This window comes from Amycolatopsis oliviviridis (genome assembly GCF_014654365.1).
Lineage (GTDB): Bacteria > Actinomycetota > Actinomycetes > Mycobacteriales > Pseudonocardiaceae > Amycolatopsis > Amycolatopsis oliviviridis.
Genome location: NZ_BNAY01000010.1, coordinates 334,571 through 350,194 on the forward strand (window position 1 = coordinate 334,571; position 15,624 = coordinate 350,194).

The following is a 15,624-nucleotide window of genomic DNA, read 5'->3' on the forward strand; positions in this document are numbered from 1 at the left end:
CTAACCCCAGTGCGGTGACCCGGCTTTCAGCGCGAGGGCGTGCGACCGTCGGTAGTGCTCGGCGGCCACTTCGGGCCGGCCGAGTGCGGTGGCCAGCTCACCGAGGTAGTGCGCGACCGGCCTGAGGGTCAGCAGTCCGCTCCCCGCTCCGGCGATCTCCCCGGCGGCGGGCAGGAGCTCGCCGTAAAGACGCTCGCCGGTCGCGCGGTCGCCGAGTTCGATCGCGACGACGGCGTGCAGACAGGTGCGGGCCTCGTACAGCAGGTCCCGGGGCGAGTCCGGGATCGGGAGGACCGGGCGGCACCAGCTTTCGTAAGCGCCGTAACCGCTTTCGCGCGCTTCGGGCGGCATGCCCCGTTGGATCCGGTCGCAGAACAGGGCCAGCGCGAGGATCCCGTTGTCCACTCCGGACATCGCCGCTCCGGCGAGCCCCGCCGCCGCGGCACGATACGCGGCTTCCCCGCCGTCGCCGGTCATCGCGGCCCGCATCGCGCGGTACCAGCGGGTGAACACGCCGACGAGCGGAAGACCGTACTTCTCCCCGAGCCCGTCCGCGGCCGCGGCGTGCCGGTCCGCGGCCTCGAACTCCGCGAGCGCGCTGTTCGCCTGCACGAGCACGAGGTGGCCGAGCACCTCGAAGGTCACCAGCCGGTGCCGCGTGGCGAGATCGACGAGTTCCGTGCCGATCGCGGCCCGCTGGGGCGCGAGCCCTGCCCGATCGAAGGACTGCAGGAACCGGGCGTTGAGCGCGAACGCCAGCAGCGCCGGATCGTCGAGCCGCCGGGCGAGTTCCTCGGCCTCCCGGGCCGCCTCGCGAGCCCGTCGTCCACCCGCGTTCCGCAGCTCGACGGCGAGGGTGGCCAGCAGGCGGCACCGCTCGGCCTCCCGTTCGACGGGCAACGCGGCGAGGGTCCGCTCGACGGCGTCCGCGATCCGCGAGGCCAGTCCGGGGTCGTCGCTCTCGGTCCAGAGGGCGGGGACGTCGAAGGCGCCGAGCACCCGTGCGGTCAGCAGTGGATCGTCCAGCTTTTCCGCCAGTTCCAGGGCTTCGGCCCGATGCTTTCGGGACTGGCCGAGGCCGCCCGCCACCGCCGACGCGCGAGCCTTGCCCATGATCAGCTCAAGCCGCTTCTCCGGATCGGAGGCGCCGGACCGGTCGTACGCGGTGAGCGCGGCGTCCCAGAGTCGCGCCGCTTCCGCTTGCGCGTAACGACTTTCGGCTCGTTCGGCGGCGGCCTGGGCGTACCGCGCGGCGCGGCAGGCGTGCGCTTCGGACAGCAGGAAGTGGTGTGCCAAGGCGTCGACGTCGTCCGGGCGAAGGACTTCCAGCGCCTCGGCGATCCTGCCGTGCTCGCGGGCCCTCCGCGTACGGGAGAGATCATGATAGAGCGTGTCCCGCACGAGGGCGTGCGCGAACCGGAACCGGCGCGGCGCCCGTTCGGTCAGGAATCCGTGCCGGACCACGATTTCCACCGCGTCGAGCGCGGTTTCCCCGGCCAGGGCCTCCAGGACGTCCAGGTCGACGTCCGTACCGATCACCGCGGCCCGCCGCACCACGCCGCGGGCCTCGTCCGGTAACGCCTCCACCCGGTGCCGGACGACGTCGCGGACCCCCGGCGGCACCGCGTCCAGGGCGGCCGGGCCCTCGGCGGCCAGCAGGCGGGCGAGCTCACGGACGAAGAAGGCGTTGCCGCCGCTGCGGCGATGGATCACCGCGGCGGTTCCCGGGCCGACGTCCTCCCCGGTGGTGATCCGGACCAGGCCGGCGACCTCGGTCTCCGGCAGACCGGCGAGATAGATCCGCGTCGGCTCGGCTCGCGCGGCCCGGCCGAGGAATTCCGTCAGGCGGTCGGGCGGATCGGTGCCGCGATAGGTCGCGACGACCAGCACCGGCTCGGACAGGACCGCGGTCAGCAACGCCAACGTCTCCTCGCCCGCCCAGTGCAGGTCGTCGAGGACCAGCAGCAGCGGCGCGGCACCGGACAGATGAGACGCGACCGCCCGATGCCATCGCCAGCGCGCGGCCACGGGATCATCGGTCGCCGGGTCCGCCGCCGGGGCGGCGCCGTACCCGGCGTCGGCGAGTGTGGCCAGGATCCGGGTCCAGGCGAAAGCGGGTGGCACACCTTCGTCATCGGGGTTGTTCCCCCAGGCCGTGGTCCAGCCGCGGGCGGCGAGGCGGGCGGCGAACGCCTCGGCGAGCGCGGTCTTCCCGACCCCGGCGTCGCCGGAGACGAGCACCAGCCGCGACCGTGTCGCGGCTTCCTCGAGTTTCGCCAGCTCCGCGTCGCGGCCGACCAGTGGCCGCTCGACGATCTTCGGCGCGGACGGCTTCAGCCGGGGCGCCTGCGCCAGGATGTCGGCTTCCAGCTCACGCAGGCCGTCGCCGGGATCGAGGCCGAGTTCGTCGGCGAGCCGTTCGCGCGCGGCGCGCAGTACGGCCAGTGCGTCGCCTTGCCTGCCCGATCGGTAGAGCGCGAGCGCCAGCAGCCGGGAACCGTTTTCCCGCAGGGGGTATTCACGCACTCGCGGTTCCAGCTCGGGGATCACTTCGGCGGCGCGCCCGAGCGCGAGGAGGGCTTCGGCGCGGAGTTCCCCGGCCAGCAGCCGGAGTTCGGTCAGGCGGGAGACCTCCCCGCGCGCCCAGCCCTCCTCCGCGAACTCGGCGTACGCGGGCCCTCGCCACGACGCCAGCGCGGTGTCCACTCGCGACAGTGCGGCGTCCGCGCGGCGGGCGTCCAGCAATTCACGGGCCGCTGCGACGGCGGCCTCGAAGTCCCAGGCGTCGACCGAGTCCGTGCGCAGGGCGTAACCACGGGCGACCGTGACGAGCAGCCGCGCGGGCTCACGGGGCGCGCGGTCCGGCTCCAGCGCGCGGCGCAGGGCACCGACGAACGTCTGGACGGCGCCGACAGCGCCCTCGGGCGGACGCTCCCACAGGTCGTCGACCAGGCGTTCCACCGGGACGACCCGGCCGCGGGCGATCAGCAGCCTGGCCAGCACCGCCCGGTGCCGCGGGCCCTTGAGCCCGACCTCACCCCGCGCGTCCTCGGCCACGAGCGGGCCGAGCACCCCGAACCGCATCGCCACCTCCTTCACCGACGGTGATCATCGTGCCCCGGCCGCTCGTTCGTCGCTGACCGGGTGCTGATTCGCGCCGGGGACGCTGGCGATCACCAGGAACGACCAGGAAGGTACTCATGCGTATCACCGGATTCGACTACCAGCGCGTGCCCGTGGCCGAGGGTGTGGCCCTCGACGTCGCCGTCGCGGGGACCGGCAGCCCGATCGTGTTGCTGCACGGATTCCCCGAGACCCACCTCATGTGGCGGCACGTCGCCGCGGATCTGGCGGCGGATCACACCGTCCTCTGCCCTGACCTGCGAGGATACGGCGAGAGTGACAAGCCCGCCGACACCGGCGAGACCTACTCGAAGCGCTCGATGGCGGCCGACGTCGTCGCCGTCGCGAAGGCCTTCGGCCACGACCGGTTCGCCCTGGCCGGACACGATCGGGGCGCGCTGGTGGCGCTGCGGGCCGGGCTCGACCACCCGGAAGCGGTGAGCCACCTCGCGATCCTCGACGTACTGCCGACGCTGGACATGTGGGACGTCCTGCACGGCACCACCGCCGCCGTCGGTTTCCACCTCTACCTGATGGCCCAGCCGCCCGGGCTGCCCGAACAGCTGATCGCCGGAGCGCCCGACGCGTTCTTCGGGCACTTCCTCGACGCGTGGACCCAGCGCGGCGACGCGATCCCCGCCGACGTCCGGGCCGCGTACCTGAAGGCCTCGCGGAACGCGGTGACCTCGATCGTCGCCGACTACCGCGCGTCGGCCGGCATCGACGTCGAGCACGACAGGGCAAACCGTGAAGCGGGCAACCGGCTCGCCATGCCGCTCACCGTGCTCCAGCAGGACTGGGGCGCCGCGCTCGGCTACGACGCCGTCGCGCTCTGGCGGGCGTGGGCGACGGACCTGGACCACCGGACCGTCACGTCGGGCCACTTCATGGCCGAGGAATCGCCGTCGGAGGTGGTGAAGGCGCTGCGGGACCTGCTGACGCGCTGAACCGGGGGTTGCTCCCTACGGACTGGGCCGAACGGAGCAACCCTCACCCCCACCGGCGCCAATCCGACAGACCTTCGCGTTTAGTCCGCGCCGGGCGGGGTATCGGTTCTCCGCGAGACAGACGAGGGGCCCGACATGCAACCCACTGCCAGACGCGCGCACACCATCGCCCGCGATCTCCTTTCCCTCACCAGAGCGGGCGAGGCCGACCGGCTCGCCACCGCGCTGGTGTCCATCGCGTCGACCCGCGGGCGGGGGCCGGCGCTCGGCGACGTCGTCGGCCGCCTGGTCGACACCTTCTCCTTGGCGGCCAAGGATCGCCGTCGTTCACTGCGGATCGGTGAACCCTTCACCCTGCGCCTGCGGGACACCGCGGGACTCACGGTCCGGCCCGACAGACTCGACCCGGCGGTGGCCGCGATCGTCCGCGCCATCGCCGCCAGCGTCCGCGACGACCGGGACACCTGCGCCGACCAGATCGGCGAGGCCTGCGAGAACGCCGATCTGGACCAGCGGATCCGGGTTCTGGCGCACTGCCTCGTCTGGACGTCGGATTTCCTCAGCACCGACACCACCGCCTATCCCCCGGTGCTGTCCTGCCTCGACGGGTCGCTGCCCCATCGTCCACAGTAGACATTGCGCGGTTCGGATGACTTCCCGCCGAACAGGTGGACATCCCCTGCGCGGCAGGGCAAGCTGAACAGCCGCGCACGAAGTCCGAGCCCCCGATGACGAGCGCACCTTGGCGGCCAGTTCCCCCGACCCAGGAGCGCAGACTTGGACGAGGTAGCGCCATCGACGGTGCCCGCGGACTCCCGTGCCGACGCCACGGCGAGACGGCTGCCCAACCCGGACAGCAGACTCGTCCGGGCGGCCGTCGCCGGTGATCCGGAAGCGATCCGCGAACTGGCTCGTTTTCTTTCCCCGCACGTGTTCCGCTATTGCGCCGGCCGGATCGAGGCGGCCGGAACGGGCGCTTGCGACGCCCAGGACTGCGCGCAGGAGGTGCTGCAGGCGGTCTTGATCGCCTTGCCCCGCTACCGGTATCGCCCGGACCGGTTCCTCGCGTTCGTCCTCGGGATCGCGGGACACAAGGTGGCCGAACTCCACCGGCGCCGCTCCCGCGAACCGGTCGCCTCCGTGCCCGAGGTCGGTGACGCCCTGACCCTCTGGGCCCGCCGCGACCCGGACGAGATCGAACGGCTGGAACACCGGATGCAGGCCGGGGTCCTGCTGGCCCGCTTGCCGATGCCGCACCGGCAGGTGCTCGCCCTCCGGTACGTGTTCGGCCTCACGGCCGAGGAGACGGCCGAACGGCTCGGCCTGTCGAGCGCCGCGGCGGTCCGCTCGGCCCAATTCCGGGCGCTGGCGCGGCTGCGCGTCCTGCTCACCGAGCGGAACGCCCGTTACGCGACCGATGTCCCGATCATCGGCCATACCGCCGTTCCGGAGCTCGTCCCGGTATAGAACAGTCCACTGAGGACGATCGATTCCTTGTACGGCGCTTGTACACGGGTCCTCCATCCTGGCCACCTATTCGGGGAAACCACTGGAGGACAGAGATGAAGATCCGATCCAGGATCGTCAGAGGTGCCGTGGGCACGATCGCGCTGGCCGGGGCGATCATGCTCGGCGGCGCGGGCGAGGCACTGGCGGCGTCGGGCACGGTGAACACCGACTCCGGGGTGGCGGTGACCGTGCGGTCTAGCCCGAGCACCGGCGCGAGCTCGGTCGGCACGGTCGCGAGCGGCACCGCCGTCACGATCGACTGCCAGACCAACGGCTCGACGGTGACCGGGAAGTACGGCACCACCGACATCTGGGACTACGTGCCGTCGAAGGGCGGCTACATCAGCGACGCCTACGTCTACACCGGCTCGGACGGCCGGGTCGCCCCGGACTGCGCCGGCAGCACGCTCTCCTGCTCCACCGCCGGTACCGGCAACCCGAGGACCTGCGCCCAGGCCGTCGCGTGGGCCAAGGCGCACGTGCACACCAACAACGACCCGGACTACTACCGCTGGTGCGACCGGATCAACTCGTGGGCCTACGGCTGGACCGCGAGCGGCTCGGAGACGGCCTACGTCCACTGGACCCAGATCCCCGGTTCGTACAAGCACCCCGGTGACACCCAGGTCCCCGAGGGCGGGCTCGCCTTCTTCAGCAACGGCGGGACCGGGCACACGATGATCTCCATCGGCGGCGGCAAGTTCCTGTCGAACGACATCAACGGGCCCGGCAGCTTCACCGAGACCACGATCGCGCAGATCAAGAGCAAGTGGAACTACACCTATCTCGGCTGGTCCCAGCCGTGGTTCAAGATCAACCACTGATCGCGAGCCACCCCGGACGCCGCCGGACGGAGGGGGTCCCCGTCCGGCGGCGTCCGCCCCGTTTGTCAACCGCGCTCAGCACCGGAAACCGCCCTTTCGTCGCATCGTGATAAAAAGCGGCCGCTCCGTCGGGTTAGAGTTGACGGATGGGCACCGACGCTCTCGCTACTCCCGCACCCCGGGAGCAGCGTGTGCTCATGCAGGCGATGCTCACCCGGCTGCCCGAGTTCAGCGACCGCCTCGCCCGGCTGCTCAGCGACGAGGACGAGTTCTATCACCAGGTGGACAGCACCGCGCCGGACGAATTGCGCCAGGTCTGCCGGGCGAATCTCGAGCGGGCGCTGACCGCGCTCGTCGAGGGGCGGGGGCTCCCGCTCGACGCGGCCCGCAAGACCGGGCTGGCGCAGGCCAGGCAGGGCATCCCGCTGCCGTCCGTGCTCCGCGCGTTCCGGATCGGCGGGATCTTCGTCTACGAACGGCTGCTGGAGCTGGCGGGCCCCGGGTTCATCAATCCCGCGCGCACGGTCGAGATCAATTCCAACGTGTGGAAGACCATCGATCTCTACTCCGACGCGCTGACCACCGCGTACAGCGAGGTCGCCGCCGAACTCTCCCACGAGAAGCTCGCCCTGCTGGACGGCCTGCTGCAGGGCCGGTTCGCCACCCAGGCGAACCTCGAAAAGGCAGCGAAGGACCTCGACCTCCCGGCGGCGGGCACGTTCGTCGCCGTCGTGACCGAAGCCGTCGAGCCGGACGAGCTCCCCGGTGTCGAGGCACTGCTGCGGGCTCGGCGCTGGAAGTCGGTCTGGCGGCCGGGTGCCGAGGTCGGCCTGGTCGTGATCGACCGCGTCGAAGACATCCGGAGGCTGCGTGACGTCCTGGGCACCCTGCCGCTGGCGGTGGGGATGAGCAGGCCGTTCAACGGATTCCTCGAAGTACCGGACGCGGTCCACCGGGCCCGGATCGCCCGCCGTTCGCTGGCCACCGGCGCCGCCGGGGTCGCCGTCTTCGGCGACTCCCCGGTCACGACGCTGGTCGCGAGCGCACCGGAGACGTCGCGGGAGGTCGCGCGCTCGGTGCTCGCCGGGCTCCTGGTGCTGCCCAAGGCCGAACGGCAGGTCCTGCTCGACACGCTGGTCGCGTGGTTCGCCGGGCACGGCTCGGCGAAGGAGGCCGCGGACCGGCTGATCGTCCATCCGAACACGGTCCGCTACCGGCTGCGCCGCGTGCAGGAACTCACGCGGCGCGACCTGTCCGACCCGGTCGACGTCGGGGAGCTCTACGTCGCATTGGAAGCGGTCCGGCTGGCGGACTCCTAGGCACGCCGATCCGGCGCCATGTCGGCGTCGATGATCCTCGCGAGGTCCAGCAGTGTGTGCCCGAGCCCGGGACGCGCGGTGAGCCGCACCGCGAGCGTGCGACCGCGCGCGGTCGTGGCGACCGGCAGGGTCACCTCGGGATTGGCGGATCTCGTCCACTGTGGACGGCGTCCGGCCGCGGACAGGACGATGTCGGGATGCGGCGACCGCCGTCCGGGGCGCCACCGTGATCTCCTGGCGTCGAGATCCCGAATCACGTTGCCATGCAACGAAAGCAACGCGGCGACGTCCGCGACCGCGTCCCGCAGTTCGACGTCGGTGATGGAATCCGAGTAGGCGCCGATGTCCAGCGCGCGGGGATCGATCGCGTCCTGCGGCACAAAGTTCCTTTCCACGCACCGGAAGTCGTCCGATAGTGGGCCCGCTCACGTTGTTCCCGGGAACAAACATGTTTGGCGGCCTGCGCCGAATGGCGGCTCCGGTACGGCCTTCCGGTCGCACGACCTGCCTGTGACCGCCGGTCACACCTTTGACGCTGACCGGCCCGCGGGCCAGTATCTGGCGACTGATTACCGATGGGTAATGAGGCTGTTTCCGTGGTTTCACCAGGAGGACCGTTGCGACGAGCGTTGAGCCTGATCTTCTTGGCCCTAGGGGTGTTCGCCATCGCCGGCGCGGTGTTGCTGCCGACCTACGTGAAACCCGAACTCGCCAAAGTGCCACTGAACCAGGAATCGACGTCGGTCCTCGAAGGCACCGCGTCCAAGGTGCTCGCGGTGAAGACCGAAGGCGGCAAGACCGTCACCGAGATCCGCGACGACGCCAAGCTGAAGGCGACCGCGCACGTGGTGGCGAACTTCGCGCCGCCGGAGATGCAGGAGGGCACGGACGTCGCCGTCTGGCTGATGGCCGTCTCGGTCGTCGACACCGAGGACGACACCGTGGTCAGCGCGAGCAAGCGCCAGGTCTGCTTCGACCGCCGCACCGCCGAGGGGTACGTGCCGCCGGGCGGCGACCAGGAGTCGAAGTGCTCCGACAAGAGCAGCTTCGTCACCAAGCTCGAAGAGAAGGCCGAGAAGGAGAACGAGAAGCCCAAGGAGATCCAGGAGTACAAGCCGCAGCCCGGCCTGAACTTCAAGTTCCCCTTCGGCACCGAGCAGAAGGACTACCAGGTCTACGACGACAACACCGGCCGCGCGGTCCAGGCGCGGTTCAAGGGGGTCGAGGAGATCAAGGGCGTCGAGGTCTACAAGTTCGTCCAGGAGATCCCCGCCACGAAGATCGCGATGAAGAAGGTGCCCGGTTCCCTCATCGGCGCCGCGGGTGACTCGGTCGAGGCGGGCCAGTTCTACCAGGGCACCATCACCAGCTGGATCGAGCCGGTGACGGGGATCCAGGTCAAGCAGGAGCAGCAGTCGCGCCAGGAACTGCGGTCGGCCGCGAACCCCACGCCCACGGTGGTCTTCGACGGCAAGCTGGCCTTCACCGACGCGACCGTCGACGCGATGGTCAAGCAGGTCGACGAGAACAAGGGCAAGCTCGACTTCATCGGCAGCACCGGGCCGATCGTGCTCGGGATCGGCGGCGCGGTCTTCCTCGCACTCGGCGTCTTCCTGCTGGTGAAGCGCCGCCCCGCCCCCTCGCGGCACCAGCACTGACCATCAGCGCTTGCGCAGCACCATCACCAGGTTCCACGAAGCCACTTCCCGGACGCCGGGGACACGCACGATCCACTGGGCCCAGGAGGGGTGGTAGCGCGGGTAGACCTCCTGGAGCTCGGCGAGCGGCGTGGCCTTTCCCCACCGGACGGCCGCGCCGACCGAAAAGGCGAAAAGGCTCTCGCCGAATTTGTTCTTCGGCTCCTTCCCGTTCTTTTCGAGATAGCGGCGCCGGGCATAGGAACCGCCGAGGAAATGCCACGGCGCCGTCTCGTGACCGCCCCACGGTGAATACCACGGCGTGAACGAGGCGAAAACCGTGCCGCCGGGTTTGGTCACGCGGCACATCTCGGCGAGCATGACCTCGGGTTCGGAAACGTGTTCGAGGACGTTCGACGAATAGCAGATGTCGACGGATCCGGTGCGCACCGGCAGTTCCGTCCCGCTGCCGCGAACCATGTTCTCCCCGGCCTCGCCGCGCGCCGTCAACTCCCCGACATCAGGGTCTATGCCCAGGTAGGCGGCGCCCGCGGCACGGAAGGCGTCGGAGAAATAGCCCGGCCCGCCACCGACGTCGACGATGGTTCGGCCGTTCAACGGAGTGTGCTGCGCCACTTGCCGGACGGAGTCCTCGGCGAGCACCGAATAGAAACCGTCCGGATCCGTCTGCTCGGTGAGAAAAGCCCGGAACAACGTCACCGATCTGCGCAAGTCGGCGCGATGGGACGGCGTTGCGGGGACCATCGATCGATTACCGACCATCGAACCATCGCTTTCCGGGAATGATTCCTCTACGGTGTACGCACCGGTAACCTAGCATTGTCGCTAACAGGTTGGGAGAACCACGATGGAACGGCCACGTGTGCTGCTCGTCAACTGGCGCGACACCGGTCATCCGGAAGGCGGCGGGTCCGAACGGTACGTCGAGCGGATGGCCGAAGGGCTCGCCAAGGCCGGGTACCGGGTCGAGATCCACTGCGCGGCCTACCCGGGCGCGAACGCGGGCGAATGGCGCGACGGTGTCCGCTATCGCCGCCGTGGCAACAAGTTCGGCGTCTACCTCCACGCTCTCCGGGCGATCCGCAGGGCACACGCCGACCTCGTGGTCGACGTGCAGAACGGGATGCCGTTCTTCGCCAGGCTGGTGGCGGGCTGCCCGGTTCTCGTGCTGGTGCACCACGTCCACCGTGAACAGTGGATCAGCGCGCTCGGGGAGACACTGGGCCGGGTCGGCTGGTGGATCGAGTCCCGGCTGGCGCCGTGGCTGTTCCGGCACTGCCGCTACGTCACGGTTTCCGAGATCACCAAGGGCGAACTCGCCGGCCTCGGCATCGAAGGATCGCGGATCACCGTGGTACCCAACGGTTTGGACGCTCCCCCGCGGGGCGCGGCCGTCCGGGAGGCCGAGCCGACGCTGGTGGCGGTCAGCAGGCTGGTGCCGCACAAGCGGATCGAGCACGCGATCGACGTCGTCGCGGACCTGGCACGGCGCTGGCCGACGCTGCGGCTGGACGTGGTCGGCCAGGGCCCGTGGGAAGAGGTCCTGCGCAAGCACGCCCGTGACCGCGGTGTCGAAGACCGGGTGCGGCTGCACGGCTGGGTGGACGAGGCCGGGAAACACGAGATCCTGGAACGCTCCTGGCTGCATCTGTGCCCCTCGGTCAAGGAGGGCTGGGGAATCGTCATCATGGAGGCCGCCGCGCACGGTGTGCCGTCGGTGGCCTACCGGGCGGCCGGCGGCGTGGCGGAATCCATTGTGGAGGGCAAGACCGGGCTGCTGGCCGAGGATTTCGCCGATTTCACCGCGCAGGTCGACGGGCTGCTCGCCGACCGGAAGCGCCGGAACGAGATGGGCCGGGCCGGCGTCACCTGGGCGGGCCTGTTCGACTGGGAGCACAGCGTGAACCGCTTCGAATCACTCGTGCGCGACGTGGCCGGGGTGGCCATCCCCCATCCCAGGGTCCTGACACCGCAGGGCTTCGACGAGCCCGTCGGCCAGCCCGGCCACCGCGGCGGCGTCGAAGTCCTTGCGGCGTGCGCGCACGGTGACGGTGCTCGTCTTCCCGACGCTCGCCGCGCCGAACGCCACGCCTGAGCGGCCGCTGGCGGCGGGAAAGAACGCGATCGAGGTGACCGCGTCCGCCGCCGAAACGACGCCGAGGTTGGAAACCAGGTAGGTCGAACCGAGCCTGCCCGCCAGCAGCCGCGTACCCAGCCTGGCGATCCTGCTGCTGCGGGCGGGGAAATCGGGTTCCGGCGGCTGTGTGGCGAGCAGTGCGCCGACTTCGGCGACGGCGGGATTCGCGCCGAGCCGCAGGCGGAAGAACGCGCTGTCGTGCACGGGTTCCGGTGCCGCGCCGCCTCGCCAGGAAGCACCCACCGCCGCCACCACCCGGGCGGTTTTCCTGCCGTGCCGGGCATTCCACGTCTCGGTCAGTTCGGCGGCCGCCGCCGCGAAGGCGGGCGACCCGAACCGCGAGCGAGGGAGGATCCTGGCGCTGAACACGTCCCCTGAGCCACTTTCGGCCCTGTCCGGGGTGATCCTCGCCGGAGGCGCGAAAAGCGCCTCAGCGAGCCGTTGGAAGGCGGACTTGAGAAAGGACCGGTCCGCCGTGCGCGCGCCGATCCCTTTGGCCGCGGACGAGACCGGGACGTCGAGGGCGAGTCCGAGGACGGCGAGCAGGCCGAGACCGTCGAGCGCGCCGTGGTGCGCGGCGATCAGCACGACGGGTTCGTCGATGCCGACGGCGACGCGGAGCAAGGGCGCGCCGCGTTCGTACGGCGCCTCGGTGAAGCGATCACGGATCGCCGCGAGTTCTTTCCCGGGAACGGCTTCGACGTCGGGGGCGGCCCCGAGCCACGGTCGTTCCCCGGCCGCGACCGCCAGCCGCATCCGCACCTTTTCCGGCGTCAGGACCGAAGAAAGCCTCGCCTCCAGGAGAATGCTCCAGGAAACGGTGGGGTCGCCATAAAGCCCGACGACCCGGCTGGCGTGGTCGGAGGCGAGCTGGGACACCGGCTCAGCGGTTGCCGTAAATGACGTACTCGGGGCTCGAGTTCGGGTTGTACTGTTCCTTGATCTTCGCCTGCACCTGGGGCGCGGCGTCCGGATCGGCGGAGTTCGTCAGCGCGTAACTCCCCCCTGCGGCCGTTGCGAGCCCGATGATGACGGCGGCGGCCGCGCCGATGAGGGTGCCCAAGACCTACTCCTTCCGCGACAGGGAATTCCTGCGTCGGCTCAATGTACGCACCGGTAACTTAAGGCACAACAGTGCGGCGGCGATCGACACCAGCGCTACTCCGTTTGCCAGCAGCACGGGGATCGGTGATCGCGTTCCGCTCATGACGGGCGCACCGGGAGTGCGGTAGAGCGTGAGCCACTCACCGGACCACACCGGTACCGCGCCGGTCAGCAACCGCGGATCGACCCGGCCCGGCGTGCCGTGTTCGACCAGGATCCAGCCGATTCCCGCCGCCGCCAGGTCTTCGGGCGACTTCGCGGCGCGGACACGGTCCATTCTGGAATCCTCGCCGCCGATCACCTCGCCGCCGACCCGCAAGGTGTCGTCGACGAGGACGGTCTCCGGCAGCGCCCGCGGCGCCGGGTCCAATTGGGTGCGGTGGTCGTTCCAGGCGAACCTGCGGAACGTGGACAGCGGCAGCGTGACGACGTCGCCGGGCCTGCCGTCTTCGGCGAGTACACGGTGGACGGCGTTCCAGTCCTCCGGGTACCGCACGGCCTCGATCTTCCCCCAACCGCCCCAGGCGAGATCGGGCATGGTGAGCAAGGGAAAGAGCGCGGCGGCCACGACGAGCGCCCCGCGCGCCGCCCCGGTCCTCAGCCGCGCGACGGCGGCCTCGACCGCGAGCGCGAATCCGAGCGCGACCGGAAGCGCCCACCAGGCGACCCATTTCTGCGCGTCCCGCAGCAAACCCGCGCCGGGTACGTGTCCCATGGCCCAGGACAGCGCGGGCTCTCCGAACGGCAGCGTCGCCAGCGCGGCGAGCACGACGCCGAGAACTCCCAGTAACAGCAACGCTCTCGCCGGCGGTGTCCCCCACCTTCGAGCCAAGGGACGAAGTCCGGCCAGCGCCACGGCGATCGTGACGAGGATCAGCACCGGCGCCATCGGCCCACTCCGGCTGCCGGGAACGACGTCGCCGTTCCAGATACCCCCGAGTCCGAGCACGCTCAGGATCGCCGGGCCCCAGCTTTCCGCGCGGGCGCTGAACGCGGCCACCCCGGCGGGATCGGACAGCGTGCCGCCGTCGTGCAGGAGTGTCGGCACGAGCCACGGCAGGTTGAGCACGACGGCGATACCGACGGTATGGCCGAGTTTCCGAGGTCCGGCCAGGACGATCGCGGTGAGCGCGGCCAGTACGCCGCCGGGTGGGGTGAGCACCGCGGGAGCGCAGGCGAGCACCAGCCGCGCGAGCGCCCTCGGCTCGCTTCCCCGCAGGGAAAGCGCGGCGCGCACGATCCACGGAAGGCAGGCGTAGGTGAGCAGAAGCGGCCAATGCCCGATGAAGAGCCGTTCCGCGAAATAGGCCGTCCACGCGTACCCGGTGGCGGCGACGATCCGCGTACCGAGTTGCTCCGTCGGGACCAGCCGCGCTGCGCCGTACGCCGCCCCGAAGAGCGAGAGGAACAAAACGATTTTCTGGACGAGATCGCCGGGAACGACCGTGGTCGCGAGCGCGATCACGGCGTCGGCGGGGACCGAACGCGGCAGCGCGGAACCGAGGCCGAGCGCGTCCGGGACGAGGGACTGGCGCTGGGCGAACACCATGTCGTAGCTCAGGACGAAGCCGCGTCCGAGCACCGGGAGGAACACCAGCAACGCCAGCCCCGCCGACACCGCGGCCAGGACGAGGCGTTCACGCCGTGCGTCCAATTGCTTCTTCCCTTCCCGCCTCGATCGCGGCTATGGTCGCGGAGATTACCCGCCGGTAATGGGAGCACCGTTGAGCGTAGACGTCGAGGTCGATCAGACCAGGACCGACAAGCGTGTCGCGGCAATCCTCGTTTCGCTCGCGCTGGCGGCCAACAACGCCGGCGCCTACGCGCTGAGCATCGTCGCCGCGCGGCTGCTCGCGCCGGGCGCGTTCGGTGAGCTGAGTTCGCTGCTGGCGGTGCTGGTGATCGGCGTCGTGCCCGCGATGGGCCTGCAGACCGTGGTCGCGCTGCGGGTCGCTCGGCTGCGTTCGGCAAAAGAGCCGCAGGACAGCGGGACGCTCCTGGCGCTCGGGCTCACGACGAGCGCCATCGTCGCGGCCATCGGCCTGATCCTGGCGCCGGTCCTGGTCTTCGTGCTGCACCTGGGTTCCGTGGTACCCGCGCTGCTGCTCGCCGTCACCCTGGGTCCGCTGACGCTGCTCGGTCTCTTCCACGGTCTGCTGCAGGGCAGCGGCCGGTTCGCGCTGCTGGCCGGGCTCATGTCGCTCGAAGGGGTGGGCAAGGTCGGCGGGTCGCTGATCGGGCTCGCCCTCGGCGGCGACGCCACCGGCGCGCTGGCCGGGACCGCGATCGGCTCGTACCTGGTGATCTTCTGCGGCTGGATCCTCTGTGGACGGCCACGACCGCGGAAGGCGGGCTGGCACGCGGGCGAAGTACTCCACGCGGCGCAGGCGATGCTGGCGCTCGTCCTGCTGGTGAATCTCGACCTGGTGCTGGCGCGCCACACCCTCCCCGCGAACGAGGCGGGCGAATACGCGCTCGGCGCCATCGTCACGAAAATCGCCTACTGGCTCCCTCAGGCCGTCGGTGTCCTGGTGCTCCCCCGGTTCGCGAACGGCGACGACCGGCGCCGCATCCTGCCCGCCGCCCTCGCCGTCTGCGCCGCCCTCGACGCCCTCGTCCTCCTAGTCTCGCTCGTCGTCGGCCCGCGTCTGCTCTCCTTCATCGGCGGCTCCGGCTACGCCGCCAGCACCATGCCCGTCTGGCCGTTCGCCCTCGCCGGCTCGATGCTCGCGCTGGTGCAGATCCTGCTGTTCTCCCGCCTCGCCGCGGGCGACCGGCGGGTGACCGTGCTGATGTGGACAACCGTCGTCGTCGAAACGGTGCTGGTGACCACTTGGCTGCACTCTTCGGCCACTCAGGTGGTGACCGTGGCTGCTTGCTGTGCCGGGGGTTTGGCTCTGTCCGGCGCCTTACTGGAGCTCCGGTCACGCCGGTGACCGTGTGGATTTTGTTGCGTTCAACGCTCCAAAATCCACACAGTCACGCATCAAAGGTCCGGTCACG

Annotated in this window: 13 protein-coding genes; 8 read left to right on the forward strand and 5 right to left on the reverse strand. The window is 70.5% G+C overall.

The features are described 5' to 3' along the window. Entirely contained in the window at nucleotides 1-3,084 is a 3,084-nt protein-coding gene (locus IE302_RS35595; protein ID WP_191258839.1) for an ATP-binding protein, read from the reverse strand. Nucleotides 3,085-3,200: 116 nt separating this feature from the next. Between IE302_RS35595 and IE302_RS35600 the strand changes: the two genes are divergently transcribed. The 5 genes from IE302_RS35600 (at nucleotide 3,201) to IE302_RS35620 (ending at nucleotide 7,722) form a co-directional block, all read left to right on the forward strand. Further along, nucleotides 3,201-4,070, forward strand: coding sequence for an alpha/beta hydrolase (locus IE302_RS35600; protein ID WP_191258840.1), 870 nt, complete (start codon nucleotides 3,201-3,203; stop codon nucleotides 4,068-4,070). Nucleotides 4,071-4,205: 135 nt separating this feature from the next. Continuing rightward, nucleotides 4,206-4,703: a hypothetical protein gene (locus tag IE302_RS35605; RefSeq protein WP_191258841.1), complete on the forward strand. Its 498-nt coding sequence runs from the start codon at nucleotides 4,206-4,208 to the stop codon at nucleotides 4,701-4,703. Between the two features lie 144 nt (nucleotides 4,704-4,847). Next, nucleotides 4,848-5,537 (forward strand): sigma-70 family RNA polymerase sigma factor, encoded by a 690-nt coding sequence (locus IE302_RS35610; RefSeq protein ID WP_191258842.1) that lies wholly within the window; start codon nucleotides 4,848-4,850, stop codon nucleotides 5,535-5,537. 95 nt (nucleotides 5,538-5,632) lie between these two features. Beyond that, entirely contained in the window at nucleotides 5,633-6,403 is a 771-nt protein-coding gene (locus IE302_RS35615) for a hypothetical protein (RefSeq protein WP_191258843.1), read from the forward strand. A 146-nt stretch (nucleotides 6,404-6,549) separates the two neighbouring features. Further along, nucleotides 6,550-7,722 carry a PucR family transcriptional regulator gene (locus tag IE302_RS35620; protein ID WP_191258844.1) on the forward strand — a complete coding sequence of 391 codons (1,173 nt, stop codon included), beginning with the start codon at nucleotides 6,550-6,552 and terminating at the stop codon, nucleotides 7,720-7,722. Here IE302_RS35620 and IE302_RS35625 read toward each other — a convergent pair. After that, nucleotides 7,719-8,102, reverse strand: coding sequence for a hypothetical protein (locus tag IE302_RS35625; protein WP_191258845.1), 384 nt, complete (start codon nucleotides 8,100-8,102; stop codon nucleotides 7,719-7,721). The two genes, IE302_RS35620 and IE302_RS35625, sit on opposite strands and share 4 nt — an antisense overlap. 237 nt (nucleotides 8,103-8,339) lie before the next feature. Here IE302_RS35625 and pgfA point away from each other — a divergent pair, with 237 nt between their 5' ends. Next, nucleotides 8,340-9,380, forward strand: a complete 1,041-nt coding sequence (gene pgfA, locus IE302_RS35630) for a cell envelope lipid trafficking protein PgfA (protein WP_191258846.1) — start codon at nucleotides 8,340-8,342, stop codon at nucleotides 9,378-9,380. Nucleotides 9,381-9,383: 3 nt separating this feature from the next. Here pgfA and IE302_RS35635 read toward each other — a convergent pair whose 3' ends face one another. Then, complete coding sequence (locus IE302_RS35635; RefSeq protein WP_191258927.1) at nucleotides 9,384-10,079, reverse strand: class I SAM-dependent methyltransferase; 696 nt, start codon at nucleotides 10,077-10,079, stop codon at nucleotides 9,384-9,386. A gap of 163 nt (nucleotides 10,080-10,242) precedes the next feature. Here IE302_RS35635 and IE302_RS35640 point away from each other — a divergent pair, with 163 nt between their 5' ends. Then, nucleotides 10,243-11,475 carry a glycosyltransferase family 4 protein gene (locus IE302_RS35640; protein WP_191258928.1) on the forward strand — a complete coding sequence of 411 codons (1,233 nt, stop codon included), beginning with the start codon at nucleotides 10,243-10,245 and terminating at the stop codon, nucleotides 11,473-11,475. A gap of 925 nt (nucleotides 11,476-12,400) precedes the next feature. Here IE302_RS35640 and IE302_RS35650 read toward each other — a convergent pair. After that, complete coding sequence (locus IE302_RS35650) at nucleotides 12,401-12,580, reverse strand: hypothetical protein (protein ID WP_191258847.1); 180 nt, start codon at nucleotides 12,578-12,580, stop codon at nucleotides 12,401-12,403. 3 nt (nucleotides 12,581-12,583) lie between these two features. Next, nucleotides 12,584-14,275, reverse strand: a complete 1,692-nt coding sequence (locus IE302_RS35655; protein ID WP_191258848.1) for an MmpA family trehalose lipid delivery protein — start codon at nucleotides 14,273-14,275, stop codon at nucleotides 12,584-12,586. 70 nt (nucleotides 14,276-14,345) lie between these two features. Here IE302_RS35655 and IE302_RS35660 point away from each other — a divergent pair, with 70 nt between their 5' ends. Next, entirely contained in the window at nucleotides 14,346-15,557 is a 1,212-nt protein-coding gene (locus tag IE302_RS35660; protein WP_191258849.1) for a lipopolysaccharide biosynthesis protein, read from the forward strand. Nucleotides 15,558-15,624 lie beyond the last annotated feature (67 nt).